The organism is Roseateles subflavus (genome assembly GCF_030285365.1).
GTDB lineage: Bacteria > Pseudomonadota > Gammaproteobacteria > Burkholderiales > Burkholderiaceae_C > Roseateles_B > Roseateles_B subflavus.
In genome coordinates this window covers 156545-177743 of sequence record NZ_JASVDS010000008.1, presented here as the reverse complement: position 1 = coordinate 177743, position 21199 = coordinate 156545, and the positions used below count along the sequence as shown (strand labels likewise).

At 63.0% G+C, this 21199-nt stretch carries 33 protein-coding genes; all 33 read left to right on the top strand.

What is annotated here, in order from left to right; translation table 11 throughout:
* The coding region (locus QRD43_RS21340; protein ID WP_285984537.1) for a ribonucleoside-diphosphate reductase subunit alpha at nt 1-1548 on the top strand (1548 nt) is incomplete at its 5' end.
* 78 nt (nt 1549-1626) lie between these two features.
* Entirely contained in the window at nt 1627-4068 is a 2442-nt protein-coding gene (locus tag QRD43_RS21335) for an ATP-binding protein (protein ID WP_285984536.1), read from the top strand.
* Between the two features lie 83 nt (nt 4069-4151).
* The gene (locus QRD43_RS21330; protein WP_285984535.1) at nt 4152-4580 is read left to right on the top strand and encodes a hypothetical protein; all 429 of its coding nucleotides are present in this window, start codon (nt 4152-4154) and stop codon (nt 4578-4580) included.
* A 256-nt stretch (nt 4581-4836) separates the two neighbouring features.
* Nucleotides 4837-5694 (top strand): methyltransferase, encoded by an 858-nt coding sequence (locus tag QRD43_RS21325; protein ID WP_285984534.1) that lies wholly within the window; start codon nt 4837-4839, stop codon nt 5692-5694.
* A 7-nt stretch (nt 5695-5701) separates the two neighbouring features.
* The gene (locus tag QRD43_RS21320; protein WP_285984533.1) at nt 5702-6247 is read left to right on the top strand and encodes a hypothetical protein; all 546 of its coding nucleotides are present in this window, start codon (nt 5702-5704) and stop codon (nt 6245-6247) included.
* Nucleotides 6248-6279: 32 nt separating this feature from the next.
* Nucleotides 6280-9054: an ATP-dependent DNA helicase gene (locus QRD43_RS21315; protein WP_285984532.1), complete on the top strand. Its 2775-nt coding sequence runs from the start codon at nt 6280-6282 to the stop codon at nt 9052-9054.
* Nucleotides 9017-9445, top strand: coding sequence for a DUF4031 domain-containing protein (locus tag QRD43_RS21310; protein WP_285984531.1), 429 nt, complete (start codon nt 9017-9019; stop codon nt 9443-9445). Before QRD43_RS21315 ends, QRD43_RS21310 begins: the two co-directional genes overlap by 38 nt.
* Nucleotides 9423-10484: a hypothetical protein gene (locus QRD43_RS21305; RefSeq protein WP_285984530.1), complete on the top strand. Its 1062-nt coding sequence runs from the start codon at nt 9423-9425 to the stop codon at nt 10482-10484. The genes QRD43_RS21310 and QRD43_RS21305 overlap by 23 nt, the downstream gene beginning before the upstream one ends.
* Before the next feature lie 75 nt (nt 10485-10559).
* On the top strand, nt 10560-11579 hold the full coding sequence (locus QRD43_RS21300) for a hypothetical protein (protein WP_285984529.1): 1020 nt from the start codon (nt 10560-10562) through the stop codon (nt 11577-11579).
* Nucleotides 11576-12322: a hypothetical protein gene (locus tag QRD43_RS21295; RefSeq protein WP_285984528.1), complete on the top strand. Its 747-nt coding sequence runs from the start codon at nt 11576-11578 to the stop codon at nt 12320-12322. Before QRD43_RS21300 ends, QRD43_RS21295 begins: the two co-directional genes overlap by 4 nt.
* Before the next feature lies 1 nt (nt 12323).
* Nucleotides 12324-13811, top strand: coding sequence for a DNA cytosine methyltransferase (locus tag QRD43_RS21290; protein WP_285984527.1), 1488 nt, complete (start codon nt 12324-12326; stop codon nt 13809-13811).
* An 86-nt stretch (nt 13812-13897) separates the two neighbouring features.
* Entirely contained in the window at nt 13898-14440 is a 543-nt protein-coding gene (locus QRD43_RS21285) for a DUF262 domain-containing protein (RefSeq protein ID WP_285984526.1), read from the top strand.
* Nucleotides 14437-14796, top strand: coding sequence for a hypothetical protein (locus QRD43_RS21280; RefSeq protein WP_285984525.1), 360 nt, complete (start codon nt 14437-14439; stop codon nt 14794-14796). The genes QRD43_RS21285 and QRD43_RS21280 overlap by 4 nt, the downstream gene beginning before the upstream one ends.
* 267 nt (nt 14797-15063) lie before the next feature.
* Nucleotides 15064-15453, top strand: a complete 390-nt coding sequence (locus tag QRD43_RS21275) for a hypothetical protein (protein ID WP_285984524.1) — start codon at nt 15064-15066, stop codon at nt 15451-15453.
* A gap of 32 nt (nt 15454-15485) precedes the next feature.
* Nucleotides 15486-15719: a hypothetical protein gene (locus QRD43_RS21270; RefSeq protein ID WP_285984523.1), complete on the top strand. Its 234-nt coding sequence runs from the start codon at nt 15486-15488 to the stop codon at nt 15717-15719.
* A 26-nt stretch (nt 15720-15745) separates the two neighbouring features.
* Nucleotides 15746-15886, top strand: coding sequence for a hypothetical protein (locus tag QRD43_RS21265; RefSeq protein ID WP_285984522.1), 141 nt, complete (start codon nt 15746-15748; stop codon nt 15884-15886).
* A gap of 19 nt (nt 15887-15905) precedes the next feature.
* Nucleotides 15906-16118 carry a hypothetical protein gene (locus QRD43_RS21260; RefSeq protein ID WP_285984521.1) on the top strand — a complete coding sequence of 71 codons (213 nt, stop codon included), beginning with the start codon at nt 15906-15908 and terminating at the stop codon, nt 16116-16118.
* Nucleotides 16119-16135: 17 nt separating this feature from the next.
* Nucleotides 16136-16417 carry a hypothetical protein gene (locus QRD43_RS21255; protein WP_285984520.1) on the top strand — a complete coding sequence of 94 codons (282 nt, stop codon included), beginning with the start codon at nt 16136-16138 and terminating at the stop codon, nt 16415-16417.
* Between the two features lie 15 nt (nt 16418-16432).
* Nucleotides 16433-16663: a hypothetical protein gene (locus tag QRD43_RS21250; RefSeq protein ID WP_285984519.1), complete on the top strand. Its 231-nt coding sequence runs from the start codon at nt 16433-16435 to the stop codon at nt 16661-16663.
* A 19-nt stretch (nt 16664-16682) separates the two neighbouring features.
* Nucleotides 16683-16916: a hypothetical protein gene (locus tag QRD43_RS21245; RefSeq protein WP_285984518.1), complete on the top strand. Its 234-nt coding sequence runs from the start codon at nt 16683-16685 to the stop codon at nt 16914-16916.
* Nucleotides 16917-16933: 17 nt separating this feature from the next.
* The gene (locus QRD43_RS21240) at nt 16934-17119 is read left to right on the top strand and encodes a hypothetical protein (RefSeq protein WP_285984517.1); all 186 of its coding nucleotides are present in this window, start codon (nt 16934-16936) and stop codon (nt 17117-17119) included.
* 19 nt (nt 17120-17138) lie between these two features.
* On the top strand, nt 17139-17330 hold the full coding sequence (locus QRD43_RS21235; protein WP_285984516.1) for a hypothetical protein: 192 nt from the start codon (nt 17139-17141) through the stop codon (nt 17328-17330).
* Nucleotides 17331-17420: 90 nt separating this feature from the next.
* Complete coding sequence (locus QRD43_RS21230) at nt 17421-17807, top strand: hypothetical protein (protein WP_285984515.1); 387 nt, start codon at nt 17421-17423, stop codon at nt 17805-17807.
* A gap of 52 nt (nt 17808-17859) precedes the next feature.
* Nucleotides 17860-18129, top strand: a complete 270-nt coding sequence (locus QRD43_RS21225; protein WP_285984514.1) for a hypothetical protein — start codon at nt 17860-17862, stop codon at nt 18127-18129.
* A gap of 15 nt (nt 18130-18144) precedes the next feature.
* Complete coding sequence (locus tag QRD43_RS21220) at nt 18145-18624, top strand: hypothetical protein (RefSeq protein ID WP_285984513.1); 480 nt, start codon at nt 18145-18147, stop codon at nt 18622-18624.
* Between the two features lie 21 nt (nt 18625-18645).
* Nucleotides 18646-18966 (top strand): hypothetical protein, encoded by a 321-nt coding sequence (locus QRD43_RS21215; RefSeq protein WP_285984512.1) that lies wholly within the window; start codon nt 18646-18648, stop codon nt 18964-18966.
* A 15-nt stretch (nt 18967-18981) separates the two neighbouring features.
* Nucleotides 18982-19248 (top strand): hypothetical protein, encoded by a 267-nt coding sequence (locus QRD43_RS21210; RefSeq protein ID WP_285984511.1) that lies wholly within the window; start codon nt 18982-18984, stop codon nt 19246-19248.
* Between the two features lie 14 nt (nt 19249-19262).
* The gene (locus QRD43_RS21205; protein ID WP_285984510.1) at nt 19263-19502 is read left to right on the top strand and encodes a hypothetical protein; all 240 of its coding nucleotides are present in this window, start codon (nt 19263-19265) and stop codon (nt 19500-19502) included.
* Between the two features lie 14 nt (nt 19503-19516).
* Nucleotides 19517-19846 (top strand): hypothetical protein, encoded by a 330-nt coding sequence (locus tag QRD43_RS21200; RefSeq protein WP_285984509.1) that lies wholly within the window; start codon nt 19517-19519, stop codon nt 19844-19846.
* Nucleotides 19847-19860: 14 nt separating this feature from the next.
* Nucleotides 19861-20052 carry a hypothetical protein gene (locus QRD43_RS21195; protein ID WP_285984508.1) on the top strand — a complete coding sequence of 64 codons (192 nt, stop codon included), beginning with the start codon at nt 19861-19863 and terminating at the stop codon, nt 20050-20052.
* 16 nt (nt 20053-20068) lie between these two features.
* Nucleotides 20069-20440 carry a hypothetical protein gene (locus QRD43_RS21190; RefSeq protein ID WP_285984507.1) on the top strand — a complete coding sequence of 124 codons (372 nt, stop codon included), beginning with the start codon at nt 20069-20071 and terminating at the stop codon, nt 20438-20440.
* Between the two features lie 24 nt (nt 20441-20464).
* Nucleotides 20465-20941: a hypothetical protein gene (locus QRD43_RS21185; RefSeq protein ID WP_285984506.1), complete on the top strand. Its 477-nt coding sequence runs from the start codon at nt 20465-20467 to the stop codon at nt 20939-20941.
* 22 nt (nt 20942-20963) lie between these two features.
* Complete coding sequence (locus QRD43_RS21180; RefSeq protein ID WP_285984505.1) at nt 20964-21194, top strand: hypothetical protein; 231 nt, start codon at nt 20964-20966, stop codon at nt 21192-21194.
* Nucleotides 21195-21199 lie beyond the last annotated feature (5 nt).

The following is a 21199-nucleotide window of genomic DNA, read 5'->3' as shown; positions in this document are numbered from 1 at the left end:
GAGTCCTGGCACCTGGACATCGAGGAGTTCCTCGAGCTGCGCAAGAACACCGGCGACGACCGCCGCCGCACCCACGACATGAACACGGCGAACTGGATTCCCGACCTGTTCATGAAGCGCGTGGTCGAGGGCGGTGACTGGACCCTGTTCAGCCCCTCCACCTGCCCGGACCTGCACGACCTCTTCGGCCAGGCCTTCGAGAAGGCCTACGTCGAGTACGAGGCCAAGGCGGACCGCGGCGAGATCAAGCTCTTCAAGCGCATGCCCGCCAAGGACCTGTGGCGCAAGATGCTCTCGATGCTGTTCGAGACCGGCCACCCCTGGATCACCTTCAAGGACGCCTGCAACGTCCGCTCGCCGCAGCAACACGTGGGCGTGGTGCACTCGTCCAATCTGTGCACCGAGATCACGCTGAACACCAATGACAGCGAGATCGCCGTGTGCAACCTGGGCTCGGTCAACCTGCTCCAGCACCTGAAGGACGGCCCGGATGGCAAGAAGGTCATCGACCACGACAAGCTGAAGAAGACCGTCCGCACCGCCATGCGCATGCTGGACAACGTCATCGACATCAACTACTACGCCGTCAAGAAGGCGCGCGACTCCAACCTGCGCCACCGCCCGGTGGGCCTGGGCCTGATGGGCTTCCAGGACGCGCTGTATGCGCTGCGCACGCCCTACGCCTCCGCTGAGGCCGTGGAGTTCGCCGACCGCTCGATGGAAGCCATCTGCTACTACGCCTACTGGGCCTCGACCGAGCTGGCCGAGGAGCGCGGCCGCTACAGCAGCTACCGCGGCTCGCTGTGGGACCGCGGCATCCTGCCGATCGACTCCCTGGACCTGCTGCTCAAGGAGCGCGGCGGCTACGTCGAGGTGGACCGTTCCTCGTCCATGGATTGGGACAGCCTGCGCCAGCGCATTGCCACCCACGGCATGCGCAACAGCAACTGCGTGGCCATCGCCCCGACCGCAACCATCTCCAACATCATCGGCGTGGACGCCTCCATCGAGCCCTGCTTCGGCAACCTGTCGGTGAAGTCCAACCTGTCCGGCGAGTTCACGGTGATTAACGAGTCGCTGGTGCGCGACCTGAAGCAGCTGGGCCTGTGGGATGACGTGATGGTCATGGACCTGAAGCACTTCGACGGTTCGCTGCGCCGCATCGACCGCGTGCCTGAAGAGCTCAAGGCCCTGTACGCCACCGCCTTCGAGGTCGAGCCGCAGTGGCTGGTCGAGGCCGCCTCGCGCCGCCAGAAGTGGATCGACCAGGCGCAGAGCCTGAACATCTACATGGCTGGCGCCTCCGGCAAGAAGCTGGACGAGACCTACAAGCTGGCCTGGCAGCGTGGCCTCAAGACCACCTACTACCTCCGCACGATCAGTGCGACCCAGGCCGAGAAGAGCACGGTCACGCGCTCGGGTCAGCTCAACGCGGTGGCTATCGGCGTTGCGGCAGAAGCCACGGTCGCCCCCGCAGAAACTGAGCTGCCGGCGACTGACATGAAGTTCTGCTCTATCGACAACCCCGAGTGCGAAGCCTGCCAATAGGCCGGTTGCTCGTGATCGTGAGCCGGCCCGATTCCCGTTCTTGGGTCGCCGACCCATTACATCCCTAGAGGTGAAGCAATGCGACTTCCATTCACCCTCGATCCTCAAATCATCCACCACGTTATCTACAACCAGGCTGGGTCGATCGGGAAGGCGATCATCGAGTTGATCATGAACTCGATCGACGCCGGTGCCACTGGCGTGCAGATCACGATGACCGAGAGTGGGTTCGAGTGTGTGGACGATGGCCGTGGCTTCGCAAGCCGTGAAGACGTGCTGAACTACTTCGGTCGCTTCGGCACACCACACCAGGAAGGCGACGCCACTTACGGCCGGTTCCGCCTTGGGCGTGGGCAGATCATGGCGCACGCTCGCACGATCTGGACGTCGAACGCCTGGACGATGTCGGTGGACACCAAGGTCATGGGCTACCACTATGACCTTGACGACGCGACAGAACCCCGGGCCGGATGCTCCATCACGGGTGAATGGTACGACCCGCTAACGAATACTGAGCTGCTGTCGGCTGTTCAGGAGATCCGAGATCTCGTGCGCTACACGCCGATCTGCGTCGAGATGAACGGCCGCGCCATCAGTCGCGACCCAAAGGCTGAGAAGTGGGACTTCGAGGACGAGTTTGCCTACTACCGTGCAAAGCCGGAGGGCGCGGTGTCGATCTACAACCAGGGCGTGCTGGTTCGTCATGATGCCAGTCAACTCTGGGGCGCCGGCGGACTGATCGTCAGCAAGAAGGCAATCGACCTCAATGTCTCGCGCACGGAGATCTTGCGCAAGACCTGCGCTGTCTGGAAGCCCATCGCCAAGCAGTTCGCCAAACTGGCCGAAGCTGTGGCGGCCAGACTCGGAGAACATCGCAAAACCGAGGCTCGTCGGGAGAAGTGCGCGCATTCGCTGCTCAGCGGCGACCCGAAGGCCTACGAACTCTTCGACAAGGAGGAGGTCATCACGATTCTTCCTGGCAAGCGCCACTTGAGCCTCAGGGCGTTCCTGGAGAAGGTGCGGCAGGGCGGCCCCAGCAATTGCCGGGCACGCGACACCTATACGGTTGTTCTCAACGGCTTCGACGTGCCCAAAGGTGAGGCCATCGCAGCCGCCGACGTCGTGATGGTGTTGCACCCGAATACGCTGGAGCGCTTCGGCTGCTATAGCGTTCTGGAGTTCGAGGAGAGCCTCCGCCGTGTGATGGAACACGTCGAAACCGTGGCCCCGGCTTGGTGTCAGCGCCATTGGCACCGCTACTCCCTGCCCAATGCAGTTGACTTCGAGACCATCCGCGATGCCTTCGTTCAGCGCATGAGCATCGTTTCCGAGAAGACGTTGACGGACAGGGAGACTCGTCGGGCATGGACCGCCATGCGATGGTGCCTGCAGAACTACGCGGGCTTGGCAGCGGGTGGACATGCTGCCTACAAGGATGGCCGGCTGGCCTGGAATGACCCTCAACGGGTGCAGATCTTGCTGGGTGAATCGAACACCGCTGAGGCTTGGACGGATGGTGAGAGCTATATCGCGTTTGACAGGAAGGTGGTTGAACGCCTGAAGGTCGAACCGCTGCGAACCGCCAACCGCTTGTTCTCGCTGGCCGAACACGAAGTGGCGCACCAGGGGGACAGCGTGGACAGCGGTCACGACGAGGCCTTCTACCAGCGCTACCACGACATCTCCATTTCGATGAGCGAAATGCGGGCACGCTACCTTCACATCTTCCTGTCCAAGCTGCACAGGAGCATGGAGGCCGAAGGCAAGCCCAGGGACAACTACAAGGCGTACTACGAGATGCAGTTGGCCAAGCGAGTGGGCGACGGCAGGCAAATGCGTGGACTGCCGCCGGCGATTGAAGACGTTCGGGACGATCCTGTCGTCACGTCGCAGGTGCCCGCTGAGAACCTAGCCTTCATCGACCTGGTGAACAGCCGGCTCGTGCAGGCCGGCGTGTGCCCGCCGCCTCCTGATCTCAGCGACCTCATCGAGCGGGCGCGCAAGCAGCAAGAGGTCCTCAATGCTGAGCGCGCTGAGCAAATGCTCCAAGAGCGGACGATGCTCGAAATGGAACTGGAAGAAAGCGAAGCATGGTACGAGCTCCAGCGCAGACGCCTTGCACAAGTGTTGGGCGTCCCGATCAATGAGATCTGCAGCGAGGACGTCCTCGACCTGGAAGGCCTGGCGGACGAAGCACTTGAGGCCGCTTGGGCGCAACGACCTCGGGAGGAGGACTGCGGCCCATCGAATGTTGGCTTCGGCCATCTGGGTCAAGACGAGGAAGCGCGGAGACCGATCGACACAGAGCGTCGGATTGGAACGACGGCCAGTGACGCTCAACCCGCGGTTCTGAACCGAGATGCCGAAGAGATGGCAAGCCTCAGGAGTGAAGTTGGAGAGAGCCTCTCGGCAACCATCGAGCCGCATGAGACCAAGTGGAGCCTCGAGCGCAACGCTGCGGCCGCCGGCTTCTTCGGTATCGCCGACTACCTTGCCTGGCGTAAGGAAGCCGCTTCGTAGATCGCTGCCGTCCAGCAGGGACCTGTGCGCCGCCGCTCATGTAGACGCGGCCTGGTCCAATTCACCGACATGGAGACCGCCCCATGAAACTCGACATGAAAGCCGTCACGCAGCTGCTGCAGGAGCTCGCGCAATGCGCAGGCGGCATGGTCAACGGCAACAGGCTGGCCGCCCGGGCCCAGGAGCTCCTGGACGGTCCGCCTGGCGGTGCGCGCGTATGGCACCTCTTCCATGTCGAAGGGGATGTAGGCAATGACGTCGACGGCGACCAACCCGTGTCCTTCCTCGTCAGCGCGGAAAGCGGCAGCCAGGACCTGGCTGTTGGCCTGGCACGCGCGGCAGTCGAAGATTTGCTTCCCGAAAGTTCGACGGTCGACGCGCCGCGCTTCATTTGCGCTTGCGACGCCGATGTCTTTGTGCAGGTGAGCGGTGATGCCTACTTCGAGGCTGGCGAAAGAGCCCTCGTGGGGCTGACAGATTACGGGCCGCCGGATCGAGCAGCTCCTGGCTAAAGGAGAATAAACGATATCGCCTATTCGCCATGGCTTCGTTGTTGGTCTGATTAAGCGGTATCGGATAAGTGGGCGCCTGAGTAGTCCAGTCTTGCTGTCAGCGGTGATGGCTCGAATAAGCGATACCGCATAAGCGAGAAGCGAAGGGTTGACGCAATTAAGCGATATCGCTTAATTGCGACCAATCTTCGCCTGTTTGACGGCGATCTGCTCTTCATTCAGACTTGCGTAATACCAGCTACGCAAAATGAAAAACATGAGCAAATCGGCCGCCAAAGACTTTGCCAACCCTGCTGAGGATCGCGCTGGTCGCCGGATCGATCCCGACGTGCTGAGCGTTCTTCGCAGCTGTACTGCCGACGAGGAAGGCGTGACGCTGCCGCCGACCCAGCTCGACCGCAAGCTCTACGTCCGGGTCAACGAGGTGCTGACCGCCCTGGGTGGCAAGTGGAACGGCCGGCGCAAGAAGCATGTCTTCGACGAAGACCCGCGCGAGATCCTCGCCGTCGCGCAGTCCACTGGCAGCTACATGTCGCCAAAGGATTTCGGGTTCTTTCCTACGCCTCCGGATCTCGCCCGCCAACTGATCGAGTTCGCCGACCTCGAGCCTGGCATGCTGGTGCTGGAACCCAGCGCAGGCCACGGCGCGCTCCTGGACCTCGCGGCTGCAGTCGTCGGCCGTGAGAACGTGGTTGGCGTCGAGTTGCTCGAGGCCAACCTGAAGAAGCTCGCGGAGAAGGGCTACGCCACGATGGCAGGTGACTTCCTGAGCATGGAGCCCGAGCCGATTTTCGACCGAGTGGTGATGAACCCTCCGTTCTCGGGCCTGGCCGACATCGCGCACGTCCAGCATGCGGCCCGCTTCCTGAAGCCCGACGGCAAGCTGGTGGCGATCACGTCCCCGAGCTTCACCTACCACAGCAGCAAGAAGGCGCAAGCCTTCCGCGACCTGCTGGACAGCGCTGGCGAATTGCTAGCCGAGATCGAGGCGGGCGCCTTCAAGTCCTCGGGAACGGACGTCCGCACGGTGATGTTGACTCTGGACGCGGACCGTCTGCCCTGGAACCTCGACGAGACCGACTCCCAGAGCTCCTCCGAGCGGATGGCAGCCTAGACGCAGCATGGTCGCCTCGCTATCACCCTCGTTCACTTCATCCGCCGTTGGCCTCGCCACGAGGCCGGCCGCGCCCACGCTCGAGGAGTTCGAACGCGAGGTACTGGTGCTGGCCACTGAGGAGCAGTGTGGGGATGCCGGCGGGCCGCGGGCCGCAAGAATCTGCGAGGACGCGCAGACGCGGCTGCGATACGGTGCGGACGGCGTGCTGGGACTGCTGCTGGAACTCAAGCGATGGTGCCTGGCGGCGAAATCGGGTGAGGTCGAGCTCGGCGCCGGCCAGGCCACGGAGCTGATGGACAAGCTGCTCGCCTCGGCCGCAGCGAATCTTTGCGTGTACTGGATGGCGCCGGCCGCCATCCCAACGACCAGGCCGGTGGTCGTTGTGCGGCGCTCGACCCTGGCGGCTATAGGCCGGCGCGCAGTGCTCAAGGCCATCTGGGAACACGAGCGGGCGGCCGCGGCGGGGCAGGGGGGGGATGAAGAGCGGGGATCGCTCTACGACCCGCTCCATCGGTCTTTCGACGACGAGCCCGAAGCTCCGCAGGGCTGATTGGGCCCGCAGATTGACCGAACGAGACAGCCATGTCGGAATCACCTTTCGCACGCTTGACCAACCGGGCTCGCACGCAGTCTTCTGGGCAACGTCCACATACTCAGCCGCAACCTGCGCCCGATGCTCCGGTCGCTTCGCCTGCAGCGCCAGATCGCGAAGAGCTTGAGCAGGAGCTCCAGCACCTGATCGAGGTCACGTTGGAGACCGCCAAACAGCGTGAGGAAGCTACTCATGCGCCCGCGCAGATTGCGGAGTCGTCTGCTCAAGTTGCAGAGTCGGGCACGGCGGCCACTGCGCATCGATCGAAGGCGGAATCGTTGGCGGCGCTGGCCAGCCTGCGCCGCCAAGGCGCGGCACAGGCGAGGGCGGCAAGCCAGGCAGAAGTGGTCGGCATGCTGGAGTCCGTCAAGGTCTTCAACGCCTGGGGCATTGGCCGCGTGTGGACCGAGAACTCCGAAGAGGTCAAGATCACAGGTGCAGCCGTTGCGGACCTGGTGACCGGCCGCGACTACCGGTTCATTGGTCAGTTCCGTGACCACCCCAAGCACGGTCGCAGCCTCGACGTGCAGGTGGCGGCCGAGTATGTGCGCCTGAACGAGGGCGCGATCTTGCGGTTCATCAGCCAGAACTTCAAGGGCGTCGGCCCGAAGACGGCCCAGAAGTTTGTGGACAACTGGAAGAAGACGAAGGGCGCCGACGCACTTGAATTGCTTCGTCAGACCCTGATGCGCGAGCCGTGGACGGTGGACTTCTCCGAGGTCACTGGTCGTGACACCGCCTTTGCTGAGAACCGCGATGAAACGCTGTTGAACTACGTGCAACGAGATCTCGCGCTGCGGCTGGGCAGCCTCACGGGCGTGAAGGACGGCGTCATCAAGATCCTGTCCAAGTTCCTGGCTGAGAGCGTGGCAAACGAGGCCCGGGCCAAGGTGCGCGGGAAGGGGCAGTCCAGCGGGCATGCCAAGGACGAGGAGGCCCAAGTCAGCAAGGAACTGTTCCAGCCAGGGCAGGATCCCGTACAGACCTGCTGGGCTCGCCTCGTGCAGGACCCCTACGCGCCGATCAGCTCGGTTCCGGGCTACGGGTTCCTGACGGCCGACGCCATCGGCCGTTCCGTGAACATTCCCAGGGATGCCGAGCCGCGTCTTGCCGCGTTGGTGGCCCATGCACTCTCCGACTACTGTGAGGGTTATGGCCACAGCTTCCTGACCGAGCACCAGGTGCACACGCATGTGCTGCGCTTGGATCCGACCATCGATCCCAAGAAGGCCATTGCCCTGGCGCTCCAGCGCGGCACCATCGCCGTGTCCAGCGAGCTGGATGGCGTCGTGCGCTTCTATCCCTTCGAGCTCCTCGAAGCGGAGACCGAGCTGGCGGAGCACATCGCCGAGATGCTCGGGTCACGTGGCGAGGCCTTGACCGAAGGGAAGCAGTTCGCGCGCAACGAGACCACGCTCCACGCCCACATCCAGGTCACGGCAAAGAGCACGTCATCGAAGCTGGCCGAGAAGGGGCTCAACAAGGACCAGGTCAAGTCGCTGGCTAAGATCCTGACATCGACCAGCAGGCTCCACACGTTGACAGCCGGGCCCGGCCGAGGAAAGACGGCGCTGATGGAAGTCCTGGTGCGCCTGCTTCCCGACAAACAGATCCGCTTCTGCGGGCCGACGGGCATGTCGGCCAAGGTGCTCTCACGCCGCGTGGCCCACCTTGGCTGCAAGGTCTCGACGATCCATTCCATGCTGCAGGGCGCGGACCGGAAGTCCTTTGCGGTCAATGGTGAGCGGACGCTCGAAGAGGATGTCCTGGTCGTCGACGAGGGCGGCATGCCCGACCTTGAGCTGTTCTGCTCGGTCTTCGCGGCGCGTAATCCTCGTATGCACATCATCGTGCTGGGCGACGTGAACCAGTTGCCGTCCATCCGGCCCGGGCAGGTCCTGGCAGACCTCTTGCAGATTCCTGAGATTGACCACAACCGGCTGCACAAGTCCGAGCGCAATAGTGGCGGCATCCTCGAGGTCGTTGAAGAAGTGGGCAAAGGCGATCTGAAGCCTGTGAGCCGCGATGCCGTGATGTTCTCGAACGGCCTGGGAGAGGCAAGTTGCGACTTCAGGCGCGTGATGGGCGCCTATCTCGACGCCGTGCGCCGCTACGGCATTGAGAACGTGAAGCTGATGCTGAGCCGTCGCAAGGGCGAAGTTGGTACGCCGGGCTGGAACACAACCTATGCGAACGCCGTGCTGCGAGACGTGTGTAACCCGAACGCTTCCAAGATCCCGGGCACTTCCTTCCACGTCGGCGACCGCATTTCCATCCGCGAGAACATGTCCCTCGAGCAGCCGGCGCGTCGTGAAGGCGGCGAGCCCACCACCGAGCGAGTCGTGAATGGCGACGTCGGACGCATCACTGGATTCGAAGAGGACAAGGGATCGCAGCGCAAGGCGGGAGCGCAGACTCTGCAGTTGCTTCTCGATGATGGCCGCTCGATCACCTATCCCGCGACAGCTGTGTCGGCATTGGCGCTGGCCTATGCGCAGACCGTGCATTCGGCCCAGGGCAGCGAGTACCAAGAGGTCATTGCGGTGATGACGCCTGGCCAGGCCAGCTTCATCAACCGGAACATGCTGTACACCGGCGTGAGTCGCGCGCAGCAGCAGCTGAAGATCTACGGTGACGACGCAGTACTGCGCCAGATCGCGCGGACACCCTTGCCCGCACGCAACTCCGCGCTGGTGGATCGTGTACGGGTGCTGCTCGATCGCGACGATGAACGCGACGATCACGACCTGGCGCCGGTGCACTGAGATGGCAGTCTACGTCGACGACATGTACCTCGAGCCGATGGGAGCGTTCGGTCGGATGAAGATGTCCCACCTCATTGCCGATACCGACGAGGAACTGCACGCGATGGCCGATCGCATCGGTGTTTCGCGGCGATGGCACCAGGCGCCACCGAAGTGCAGCCATAGCCACTACGACATCGCCATGAGCAAGCGTCAAGAGGCCATCAAGGCCGGCGCGATCCCGATCTCGCTGCGCCAGTGCTCCGCCATGGCCACTCGATGCCGTGTGAAGGGCCATCTCGGGAAGCCGGAGGACGCCCTCGACTGGCTTCGGAGCTGGCGCGAGGCGCGTGCCGCTGCGAGGGCAGCAGCCGTGTCGGAGGTGAGCAGTGAACCCCAACCTGGAAATTGAGATGAGCAACGCCCCCGAAGGTCCAGCCCGTGCCCACTTCAACCGTTCTGTCCAGCCGGCGGCCGCCGGTTCACGCCAGGAGGCCATCGAGTCTGCGCTGGCCGCACTGGGATTCCGGATGGAGCCCAGCCTCTCCAGCCTTGATGAACAAGGCGATGCCATCATGGTCATCGGCACCGGCGAAATGGCTGACGACGACCAGTTGACGCCCGAGGTCCTGGCCATGGCCGAAGAGTGGACAGGCCTGACTACCCCGCCGGCGCCGACGGCAACCGCGGCCCAATTCGAGATCCGTGTCGCGGGCCACAGGCTGTTGCGCGGCGATGAGGTCACCATCAGCGTCATGCTGGGCAACCTGGACGGATTGAACTTCAAGGCGCCCCATGTCGAACAGACCCATGGGCAGTGGCTCGCCTACATGGCTGAGACTACCGGCATCGAGTTGGAAGTGGGGTTGCCATTCCTGGAGCTGAATGAGCAAGGGGCCGTGATCTACCAGGGGCTAATCGGCCTGGGGCCACAGCTCCAGGGCAGATCGGCACATCCTGCATTCACGGACACCCTGCTCGCCAGCGATGTGGCAGAGCGGCTCTCCCGCGGCGAGCGGGGTGACGATCTCCCCGTGCTGATGGAGGCATTCGGCTGTGACTACGGGGATGCCTGCGACCAGCTCTTCGGCGGCCGCCATGTGGACGCATTGGTGGCGCTCGCCAACGCTGCGCTCCCCAACAGCGACGTGATTTGGGGCGCTGGTCTGCGCGACAGAGACATTCGGCCCGTGCACTACGTCGTGAAGGACGAGCACACCCTGGGCTACATGCAGGATGGAACCAATCGAATGGACGTCCTCGCTGGCAGCGTCATCAAGGGCGGGCACAACTGGAAGAATGGCTCGGTGTCCATCTTAGGCTCGAGGATCCGCCGGGCAACCGCGGCCGACTTCGAGGCCTACCGCGTGCAGCCGCCCGCGGGCTGGATCGACGGCCATGTCGATGCTGACGCTGACGCAGTACCAGCATCAGAAGTTCCGAGATATTGATAATTGACTTCGCATAGCGTATAGCGCGCAAAGCCAAACTAGGCATAATTGAGCCTCCACTCTGGAGGATCAGTCATGTCGGCAACACTTCAAGCCCTTGGCCGCACGCTGCGGCAGGTCGGCGAACTCACCAGTGAGCGCTTCGCGGCGGGCGGTATGCGACAGCGCGCCATGCTGCTGTCCGGTGCGATCGCCCTGGCCGCGGCTGCACCTGTGCACGCCCAGACGTACGGCCAGACCATCACCAGCTCGGCTTCGGCAGGCTATGGTCAAGCCCAGAACGCTTCTATCGGCCAGCCCTACGCCCAGGGCCAGGTCAACCAGACCCAGGCGGAACGTGATGCGAACACCCGGACCACGGGGCGCGTCGTCGGCGGTGTCCTTGGCTTCGTTGCCTCGGCCGCCACCACCAAGAACACCTGGGGCCGCCTGGCCTCGACGGCCGTCGGCGCCGTCATCGGGGGGAGCATCGCGGACAGCTCGGTCAAGGCCGACCAAGCCAAGCGTCAATCCGCCCAGGCTCAGCAGATGCAGCAGGCGCTCTCGACCAATGCCCTGACCCGCTTCCAGTACGAAGGCAGTGGCGCTGCGCCGGTCGGCTACGCGCCTTCCTCCGCGTCCGTGCCTGCCAACGTGAAGCCGCTTCCCGAAGCGCTGCGCGCGAGGCTGACGTCGATGGTGGTTGAGTCCGCCGCTCGCCGCGTGGTTGCCCAGCACCAGCTCGAGCGGCTCGACGAGGCCGAGCTGGCGTCGGTGACTGCACCTGGCGACCTCGAGGCGCGCGCTGCAATGGCCCAGGCCAAGGCGAATTACCAAACCCGCTTCAACGACCTCGCGCTGTCGCTCACCGAGCTCAACAACGCGCTGGTGGCCGTTTCCAACAAGGGCTACGACGTGCGTGCCTACGCCGCTTCGCTGCAGGAGATGACCGCCAAGATGGAGGGCAACTCCCCGCTGCAGCTGGACAGCCCGGCTGTCATGGCCAAAGTGACCGAGATCGAGCAGGCTCCGGGTGCGACGGTGCAGCTGACCGCGGCGCGTGACCTGCAGCAGGTCACCCGCCAGGCCACCGGTCACGCTCCCAAGATGCATTGAAGGGGACGGCTGTGCTGCAATCTGAAACCTCTGCCCAGGCGCGCCTGGGCACCGAATCCGCTGTTCTGGCGGCACCGGCCGATCTGGGCGACGTCCAGTTCGACGAGATCGAACTGCTGAAGGCCGTCCACGAGAGCGGTGTCGCAGACGAGTTCCCCAGCCTTGAAGTCGAGGACCGCCTGCGTCTGGCCAGCATGAGCATGATCATCTGCTCGCTCGCCAGCAGCGCTGACTCGATGGCGCAGTTCGAGCAGGGACTTGATGAGCTCGAATTGCCTGAGGACGCCGAAGAGCTGGCCTTCATGTTCGGCTTCAGCGAGCACGTCCGCTGCGACCTGCTCGCTTCTTTTGAGGACTCCGAGGAAGCGAATGTGCTGCGCCTGATCATGCGAGGGCGCCTGGCCCGCGCCAGGTCGGTCGCTGACGGCAGTTCCGCGGCCGCGAATCCGGCCTCCGCCGCTTCGGCCGCACTGAACGACGTCGTCTACCGGCTCTCGGCCTACTTCCAGGAAGCGTTCGGCGACCTGGGCGCGGACGAGATCCGCGCCATCATGGCATTCCAGGACGAGGCTGGGAAAGCGTTGCACGATCTGGCGAGCGCCGAGCAGGCCTCTCGGATCAAGCCCGGTGATCGACTGGCCGAGGAAGTACTCAGCGCCGCCGTCCGCAGCACGTCCGCGGTCGTGACGACGCTGGACGCCCGCTTGGCGGATCTGGCCGCCAACAACCAACGCGCGAGCTGACGTGGCCACGTCAGCTCGCAACGGACCGAGTGTCTGGGTCAAGGGCGTCGGCCATCATCGCGGCGCGCCTCGCGTCTACTTCGATGGCCTTCAAGCCATCCGTGCGGGCTTCTCGCCAGGGGATCCCTACGAGGTCGTGCTTGAAGGGGAGGGGGAACGACAGCGCGTGGCCATCATCAAGTGCCCGGAGGGCACGCGCATCGTCTCTGCGAAGCCGGCGAAAGCTGCAAGGGGGGCTCGCGGCGATGGCGCTGACCCAGCACCGCTGGTGCCTGTGGTCGACATCAACAGCAAGGACCTGCTCGCGATCTTCGAGGGAATGAACGCGATTCGTGTCGTCGTGACAGAGCAGGGGGTCTACCTGCTGCCCCTGGCCTCCGAGCGGAAGAAGCGCGAAAGGTTGTCCCGCCTCTCCAACAAGCTCACTCAAGGCCAGCCCTTGCTGATGGGCAGCTTGTCCCACGGTGGCGGTGTTCTCTCTCACGCGATCCATCAGGGGCTCACCGACGCCGGCGTCAAGTGCGATCTCGCATTCGCCAATGAAATCAGGGAGGACCTGCTGCTGCAGGCCATGGAGCACAACGACGCCTGGTCGCCGGCGACGATGGCCCTGAACCTGCCGATGCAGGAAGCTGCACAGGATGACTGGCTGCTCGGCCAGCTGCCCAAGCTCGAAATTCTGGAGCACGGCCTGCCTTGCAGTGGTGCTGGGCGTGCTGGCCGCGCCAGACGTGGGCTGACAAAAATGGAGGACCATCCAGAGGTCGGGCACCTGGTGTTTGCGGCGCTGGTCATCCTGACAAAGGTCCAGCCAGCGGTCGTCGTCCTTGAGAACGTGCCGCTCTATGCCGAGACCGGCAGCGCCATGATCCTGCGCCACCAGCTGCGCGACATGGGCTACGAGTGCCACGAGGCTGTGCTCGAAGGCAAGGACTTCGGCAGCCTTGAGGATCGGGAGCGCTGGTGCCTGGTTGCTGTCACGCAGGGCGTCGAGTTCAACTTCAAGGACCTGGTGCCATCCGTGCGCATCGTGAAGACCGTACGCACCGTGCTGGACCCGTCGATTGGTCCAGACGATCCGCGCTGGCGCGCCATGGAGTATCTGAAGATCAAGCGTGAGCGCGACGCCGCCAAGGGCTCCAACTTCAAGATGCAGATTGTCGACGCGGACGACACCAGCGTGCCCACGCTGCGCAAGGGCTATCACAAGGGTGGCTCCACCGATCCGCTGCTGCAGCATCCTGAAGATCCGAACTTGCTCCGCCTGTTCACGGCCGAAGAGCACGCGCGCATCAAGCAGGTGCCGCCCCACCTTATGGCGGGCCTGTCCGACACGATCGCCCACCAGCTGCTGGGCCAGGGCATCGTTTACGAGCCCTTCCGGGCTGTGGGCCGGCGCATCGGTGAGGTAGTCGGCGAACTGATCGCCGCGGCCGACGATGAGAGCTACCAGTTCGAGCAGACTGCCCCACGGCCTGCGGTGGGCTGAAATCAAGGAAGCACATGACCTCGCCTCGGATGCCGCGACCATCGCGTTCCCCCTTTGTATCTCCCTGCGCCATCGCGGTTCTGCGGATGGGGCTGGAACGGTTCCTCGCTGATGAAGCCGAGATTCGCGCCGAATACCCTTGGGCCGATCGGTTCGTGATGGGGATGCCGTTGGCACCGTGGCAGCGCGAGTTGAAGTGGGACGAGGCCCAAAGCCGACGCTTCATCACCAGCGCCTGGACGGGCATCCCTCTCGGGGTCTACTCGGTGACGGACATCGATTTCGAGAAGTCTGATCAGGTCCGGTACTCGCGACTGTCGAACTGCGTGCTCGACGGCCAACAGCGCCTCCACGCGCTGGAGTTGTACTTCACGAACAAGCTGGCCGTGCCAGACGCCGCCGGCGTTCTGGCGCTTTGGTCCGAGCTGGACCTCGTGGAGCAACGCTGGTTTGAGCGGCGGATTTTCGAGCGCGGCTTGGTGCCAATGTCGGACGAGCAAGACCTGCGTCAGTTCTACGACCTGATGAACTTCGGCGGCGTGCCGCACGAGGAGCACGAGCGTGCACTCGCGCATTGCGATCGGCAGCCCGTCGCCGACGACGAGCATTGCGGGGCGCCTCGTCCATGAGCCGCTCGCAAGGCCGCCAGATGGGCCTGTTGGACATGAAAAGGCTCGGTGAGCTTCTGATCGCGGCTTCCTCAATTCAGGATCCTGCCGAGGGTTCAGGGATGCTGATCAGCGCGCCTGGCGCACTCACGATCGCGGCGCGCGCCTTGAACGACATGGCTGCGCCGCTCGACCCAGCTGCTTCTGGGGAACTGCTGCGCGATGACTTCGAGCAGCGCCTTCAAGAGGTGCAACCCCGCATGGCGGGCTACACCCTCGAGACCTTTGCCAAGCACCTGGCTCTGCTCCGCTCGGCGGTTGAGGCGGGAGATTCGGCGACGGTTGGCAAGTTCTTCCGTCTCTACGCGTTCGAATAGCCCGGCAGCCAGCGCCGTGCTGGCCAGCACATCGCAAAAAAAGAAAACCCCGACTCGTCAGAGCCGGGGTCGCAAAGCCTTATCGCTGTCATTACGTTAAGGCTCCTGCCCAGGGAGGAAAAGCAGGGAGCCGAAGCCCAAGGCCAGTATAGCAAATTTTCCTATGCGTTTTGCAATCGCATATGTTGGCGAAACTTAACATTTTCCGCATCCGAGGTGATCTGAACTTGCCCACGCCAGGGTCCGGCTGCACCCTCCGATGTCGGCTTGGCCATCCTCGATCTTTCCGAGATTGCGATCTCGGAGAGGCTGAAGCTCGGGCAAGGCGTCACCGCCTGGCGCTCCCGGTGGCGCGGCCTGGTGTTCCTGACCAACGACGGCCGACCCTTCACGCTGACCACGCGCGAGATCGGCGCCGGCAACACGTCCCGGTCCTGCGAGTCGCTGAACAGCATCCGCAAGCTGCACGACCAGGCAGGCATCGAAGGGGCAGGCGCCACGTCCACGCGGCGCACGTTCGGCGTGCGCCTGCACCGCGATGGCTACGACCTGAGGCACCTCCGCGAGGTGCTGGGCCTGGCCATGCTCTCCGCGGCCAAGGCGTTGTGCGAAGGCGACCCGGTGAATCTCGGTCGAATCGTTTCCAGGGTGATCTAGCCAATACAGGATCACCGTGATACGCTAGCGTCATGACCAATGATGAATTCAGGGCCGTTGAATCGGCCGTTGCTGATGGGCACGCCGACATGGCAAGGCGACTGGGAATTTCGGAGGTGTCGGTGAAGCGTTATGCCACAGGCACGCAGCCAGTCCCGGAGCACATTGCAAAGCTGACCGTGGCCCTCCTGCTCGTCCAGCGTGAGGGGCTGCAAAAGAAGTTTGAATCCCTGCTTGACAAGTATCACAGTGATACTGATAATTGAGCTATCAACAGAGCAAGGAAGCGCTCATGTTCACCAAGAGCACCTACGCCGCAGCCATCGCCGACTTGCGCGGTCTGCTGGGCAAGATCGGCCGGCATGAGTTCCGTGCCTACGGCTATGTGCCGCAGATCCGCGAGTACCGCGCAGCTATGCGCGCCGCAGCCTGACCCAATGAACCGAGGCGTTATGAACATTGGGCAACTGATCGAGGACTTGCATTGCTACGGCTGGCCCCAAAGCCGCATGCTGACGGAGCAGGAGCGCTGCGACATCGTGGAGTTTTCGATCACGTTCGAGGAATGCAGCTACGAGCGCGGCGACTTGGAGGGTATGGACGACAAGGACTTGGTGCAGGTGAGCTACTGGATCATGGCGGAGTACGCCAGTGGTCAGATCTAACCAAACGGAAGAGAGTCGTGAGCAAGAAGGTCTGGAACCTCATGTACGTTGTCGGCAATCCGGCCATGTTCACCCGGGTGACCGCGAACGCCGACAACCCCTTGTCGCGTGCGGAAGCGCTGGCTGCGGCCGAGACGGTGGCTAGCAACGGCTGGCGCGTCTGGGTGGAACACCGTGACCGCCCGGAGCGCATCTTCGAGTCGCAGGCCGAGAAGGACCACAAGGCCGCTCATGTGGCCAAGCGCCTCATCGACTTCGCCGAGGCCAACGTTCCTGGCTACAGCGCCGCTCGCGGCTGAAGGAAAGAGAGAGCAATGAGCAACTACACGACCATCGTATTTCGTACGCCGTCTGACGCCGCCGGCAGGGCTGCGGTGCAGCAGGCGCTGAAGCTCTTGGAGCCCTACCAAACGGCGATGTCGTTGGAAGACGAGATGACCCTTCTCGAACTGATCGAACAGCATCCCGAATTCGATAACTCCATCGCAGAGGACGCACGCTGCCAGGTCGCCGAGCTCCACAAGAGAGCCGAGGCTGCGGTTTGAACACCGAGGAAACGATGCCATGCACGAACACGAACTGCCTTCCATCGGTGCTGACGCTGCAATCCGCGCGATGAAGAACGGTGCGACGCTCACGCCGTTGGGTACCACCTTCTGCACGGCTGGCGGCACGTCGTTCACTCATTCGCTGGCCACCAAGCGTGGCACCATCTATCGCGTATCGAAGCGCGTTGCGGCGGCGCTGTTGACGGTAAGCGCACCCGCAGCGCAAACCAATCTGCAGGCCTCGGCCTGACGCAAGGAAACGACCCCATGGGCATCTATGACGAAATGCGCCGCGACTTGAACGAACTGGTTAGTCTGGTGCGCCAGAGTGAGCGCTACATGACATCCATCTCGGCAAATCCCAAGCTGGCCTCCGAGGCCACGCACACTGCCGAGCTGCAACGCGAGCACCGCATTGCCGAACTGTCGGCACGCTACGGCATCACTGCCTGACTACAGGAAAAGAGCACTCATGGCATCGACCGACAACACCCCGCAGAAGCTCGCACCAGGCGCGTACTGGTACGTGGTTCCTGGCAAGGCGCCGGCGATCTGTGAGAAGCGTGCAGGCGAAGACTTCGTGCGCTTCACCAACGGCAGCCGACAGACCTGGGCCCGCGAAGGTGAGAAACTCGTCGGACCGCTGCCGGCGCCGACCAACTGAACAGGAATCAGGCGGGCGTGGCGGAACTTGAACGCTGGTGCTATCTCTGTAGCCTGATCAAATCAACCAACAAAACAGGAGAGGAATCCCATGAACAAGATCGCTGCTAGCGCCATTGTTGCGTCCGCCATCTTCGCAATCACAGCGCATGCGCAGGGCGACGTGGTCGTCATCAAGGACACGCGTCAGTACGCACCCTTCAACAGCTCGGTCAGCGGCCCTGTGGGTTGCACCATGCCCAAGGATCTCGACCACCCCAACCTTGAAGATGAGAACGAATGCCGCGTCACCCGCGGCAAGCTGACCACATCGGGCGAACTGGTGACCCGTAGTAATTCTCGCGGCGTATGCGTTCGGACGGTGTTTTCTGGCGGCACCAGGCGAATGGGCGGCGACCCTGCCAGGGAAGTGATCCCTGACCAGAGCATGAGCGAAGAGACCTTCAAGTGCGACTCGGTTGGCGCTCGCGTCAGCTGAAAGAGGGAGCAGTCGCGCCGCCGCGACGCACCACTGAGCGAAGGAAACAGCCATGCAGCACGTCGAACATGACGACCGGGTGCAGGTCAGCGCGGATAGGCGAACTGTCTGGGTTCATGCCAACGACGGCTCCACGGTGGGCCGCTTCTCCAAGGTGTTCGGAATGGACGTTCACACGACGGTCACCGAGCAGCTGGCAGGAGCTAGTCAGTGTCTGCGCTGCACCCACGGAGCGCCTGGTCAGGCCGATTGGGTCGAGTTCTGCGACCTGATGCAGACGCACTACGGGATCACCGTCGAACGCTCTGCGTTGACGTTCTAACTAAGGAAACGACGAGTGAAGCCAATATCCCCAGCGCTTGCTGCTCTCGCCATTTCGGCAATCCTCATTTTTCCTTCGGTCGTTGTAGCCTCGCCAGGTGCTCCTGCACCGCAGAGCATCGCGGCTGCACAGGCGAAGGTCGCTCAATGGATGAAGCCCGTCGAGATCGAGCACGCAAGGATTGCAGTAGCTTTTGAGAAGCATGATGTTGTCTACCTTGAGCGTGCCGAGAAGCGAATGGCTTCTGCTCCAGGGCTTCCTGGTGGCGACTTGCTTATGCAGGACGAGTACGCCCCATTCCTGAAGTGCGATACCGCTGCGAGGGACCTCGCAATACTTGTGGGTGCCATGTCCCGATACCTCGCTCGGCCCAGCGATGCACTTCGCAAAATCGTCAGCCTGGAACAGGATGACTATGACCGAAGTTCTGCCGCTTGCAGGCGCCGGCTCTCGATGAAGCCGCAAGAAGCCTGGGCGGCCTACGATGCCGAATGACATGGAAAGAGGGAGAACACTATGGACCTACTCGACCTGGCAGACGGGGTGATCCCCGGGCACATCTTTGAATCCATCGTCAACAACGTGGCGGTCGAGTTTCGACAGGCGGCGGCCAGCCGCCGCGCTGCAGTAGCTCGAGGTGCTGAGACCCCTCAGTTCTCGGCAACGCTGCTCGATCGGTACGGCACTGCTCTCGCCAAGGCTCTCGCTCTTACCGGCATTCGATCAGACCTGCAGCAGGAGGTCGACGCGGCAGTGCGGGAGATTGATTCCGACTTTGAGGCGAATCGTCGGGCACGTTGGGCGGCCAAGCCGGCGAGCTTGTCGATCACCGTCTGACCATCGGAAAGAGCTATGGATCCGAAAGATCAAGTTCAACGTCGAGTCTGGCGCACCAACCGGATCAATGCCCTTCGTGCTGAACTGCAGACGCTGCTTGACGAGGAGGTTCAAGATCTGCGAGGCGCCGAACCTCTAGATCATGCCGCCCTCCGTGCCGAGTGTGCGCGCCTCAAGAAGCAGGGCGGCCACGGCGTCATCCAAGCCATCAAGTTCTACCGCAGCAAGACCGGACTCTCGCTCAAAGAGGCCAAGGACGCGGTGGATCTAATCCCGGTTTGAAGAGCGAAAAGGCCATGACTGCCACCGCTTCCATTCGCCTGCATGTGATCGACAAGGACGGCAACGTCCTCGGCAGCATTGCGTGTCGCGTGGGCCTTAGGACTTACGCTGGCCCGATCACCCGGCATACCGACAAGACGGTATGGACCATGAGCCGTTCTGGCATCGAACTCAAGCATCGCAAGTACGACGGCAACATGCCGAGCGTTTACAAATCCAACGCACCGGCCGCTGAAGTGGCCTGGCTGAAGTAGACAGGAAGGGCGCCATGACGACGAAGACTCAGCAAGCGATGGCGTGTGCGATTGACGCGCTGCTTCGCGCCGGCTTCGAGCCCGACGGGAGGACGCGCGAGGAGGTGGTGCGCGTGCCCACCAAGGCCTCGCCGCTCCTGGGTTTGTCAGGTGGCGAGTTGGCGAAGTTTGGCGGGCGGCAGCGCTTCGCGAAGACAGGGACCAACATCAAGGCCACGGTCGGGCCGCGCACGACGGCGATCTACCGGATTGAAGGCGCCGGCCTTGAAGGCGTGCGGGGTATCGCCTCGCACGACACCAGCGACGGCCAGGCGCTGCACGCGACCCTTGCGGGTCTTGCATAAGGCTGCCTGGTGCGATGGCAACGACAACCACAATCAAGCTGGGCCGCAAGGCCTACCGGGTTGTTCATGACGACCAGGGCGTGATCCGCATCGAATACACAAACGCCGTTCTCGGAGACTGCAATTTGTACCTGGACGGCGCCATCGCCAAGAAGGTGCTGGCCGAGTTCACCAAGTCTCGGGCCTCGGCCAACCCCACCAACTGAGAACGGAAACAGCGACATGCCCGCAGCCTCCATCTCCATGCAGCCCGCCAGGGTCTTCGTGCCTCACGGCAAGAAGCCCCCGCGCGGCGTGCTGTGGGCCAGCTGCGAAGCATTGCTCTATCACGCAACGCGCAGCTACTACAGTTGCATGCTGGGCCAGGATGTGCCCGCCGAGCCGGCTCGCCTGGAAGAGTTCCGCCAGGTCATTCGCAACTACGTTCAGGGCAAGTGTCTGACGGGTGGCTGGGACTACTACAAGGGGCGCCGGCTCGCATGCCCATATCGCTGCGCCATCGACAGCACGACGTGCCCAGTCGATGTGCTGGTCGAAGAGATCAACAAGCCCAGACCTGCTCGTCGGCATGCCGGCGACCTTGCTGCGGCATAGCCACGCAATGAGAGCCAACCCATCATGAACGACAACATTTGGCAAGACGAACAGGCGATGACCATTCTCCAAGAGGCAAAGGAGAAGTTGCAGGCACTTGGTGCAGTCTGTGAACTGACTCCAGCCGGCGTTCCTGGCGAGGGTGTTGTTGCCGCTCTCTTTTGCAGCTCCACCAAGCGAGGCCTGTCTGCCAGCCTGGTCGCCCAAGACCTCGGGGTTGAGCGGGCTGCTTCTGAGAGCCGCAAGCTCTTGGACACTCGCATCGAGCAGTGGAATCAGGACCGCGAAGTCGAAGCGTCGATGGCCAAGTCTGCCGCGGCTGACATTCCAGGCACGTCTGCACGCAACGGTTGGCGCAATGTCGGCGTGCAGGCCCAGACCTTCACCCAAGGGTCCGCGGACCTTGCGCGCCTTCAGTCGCTCTACAGCAATGGCGACGCGGAACGGATGATCGCGGGAGGTGTGATCGTGCAGACGACTTATCCGCGCGCCGAGGACTGATCCAAGGAGGTCGGGGACAGTCATGCGCACTTACACATCGGCCGAATTCGCGGCCGCTCTTGCTTCGGGGAAGCGAACGGCAACGGGCATGGTGTATTCGACGCATCTAGCCGGCAAAAAGACTGCTGGTATCGTGCTTTTCAAAGAAGCCCATCACACCAGCAAAGACACGCAGGCGGCCCGGCGCGATCTGGAGAGCAAGTTTCGCTTGGTCGAGATCGAGACAAGGGTGCCAGCGAAGGCGGCACCGTGATGCCG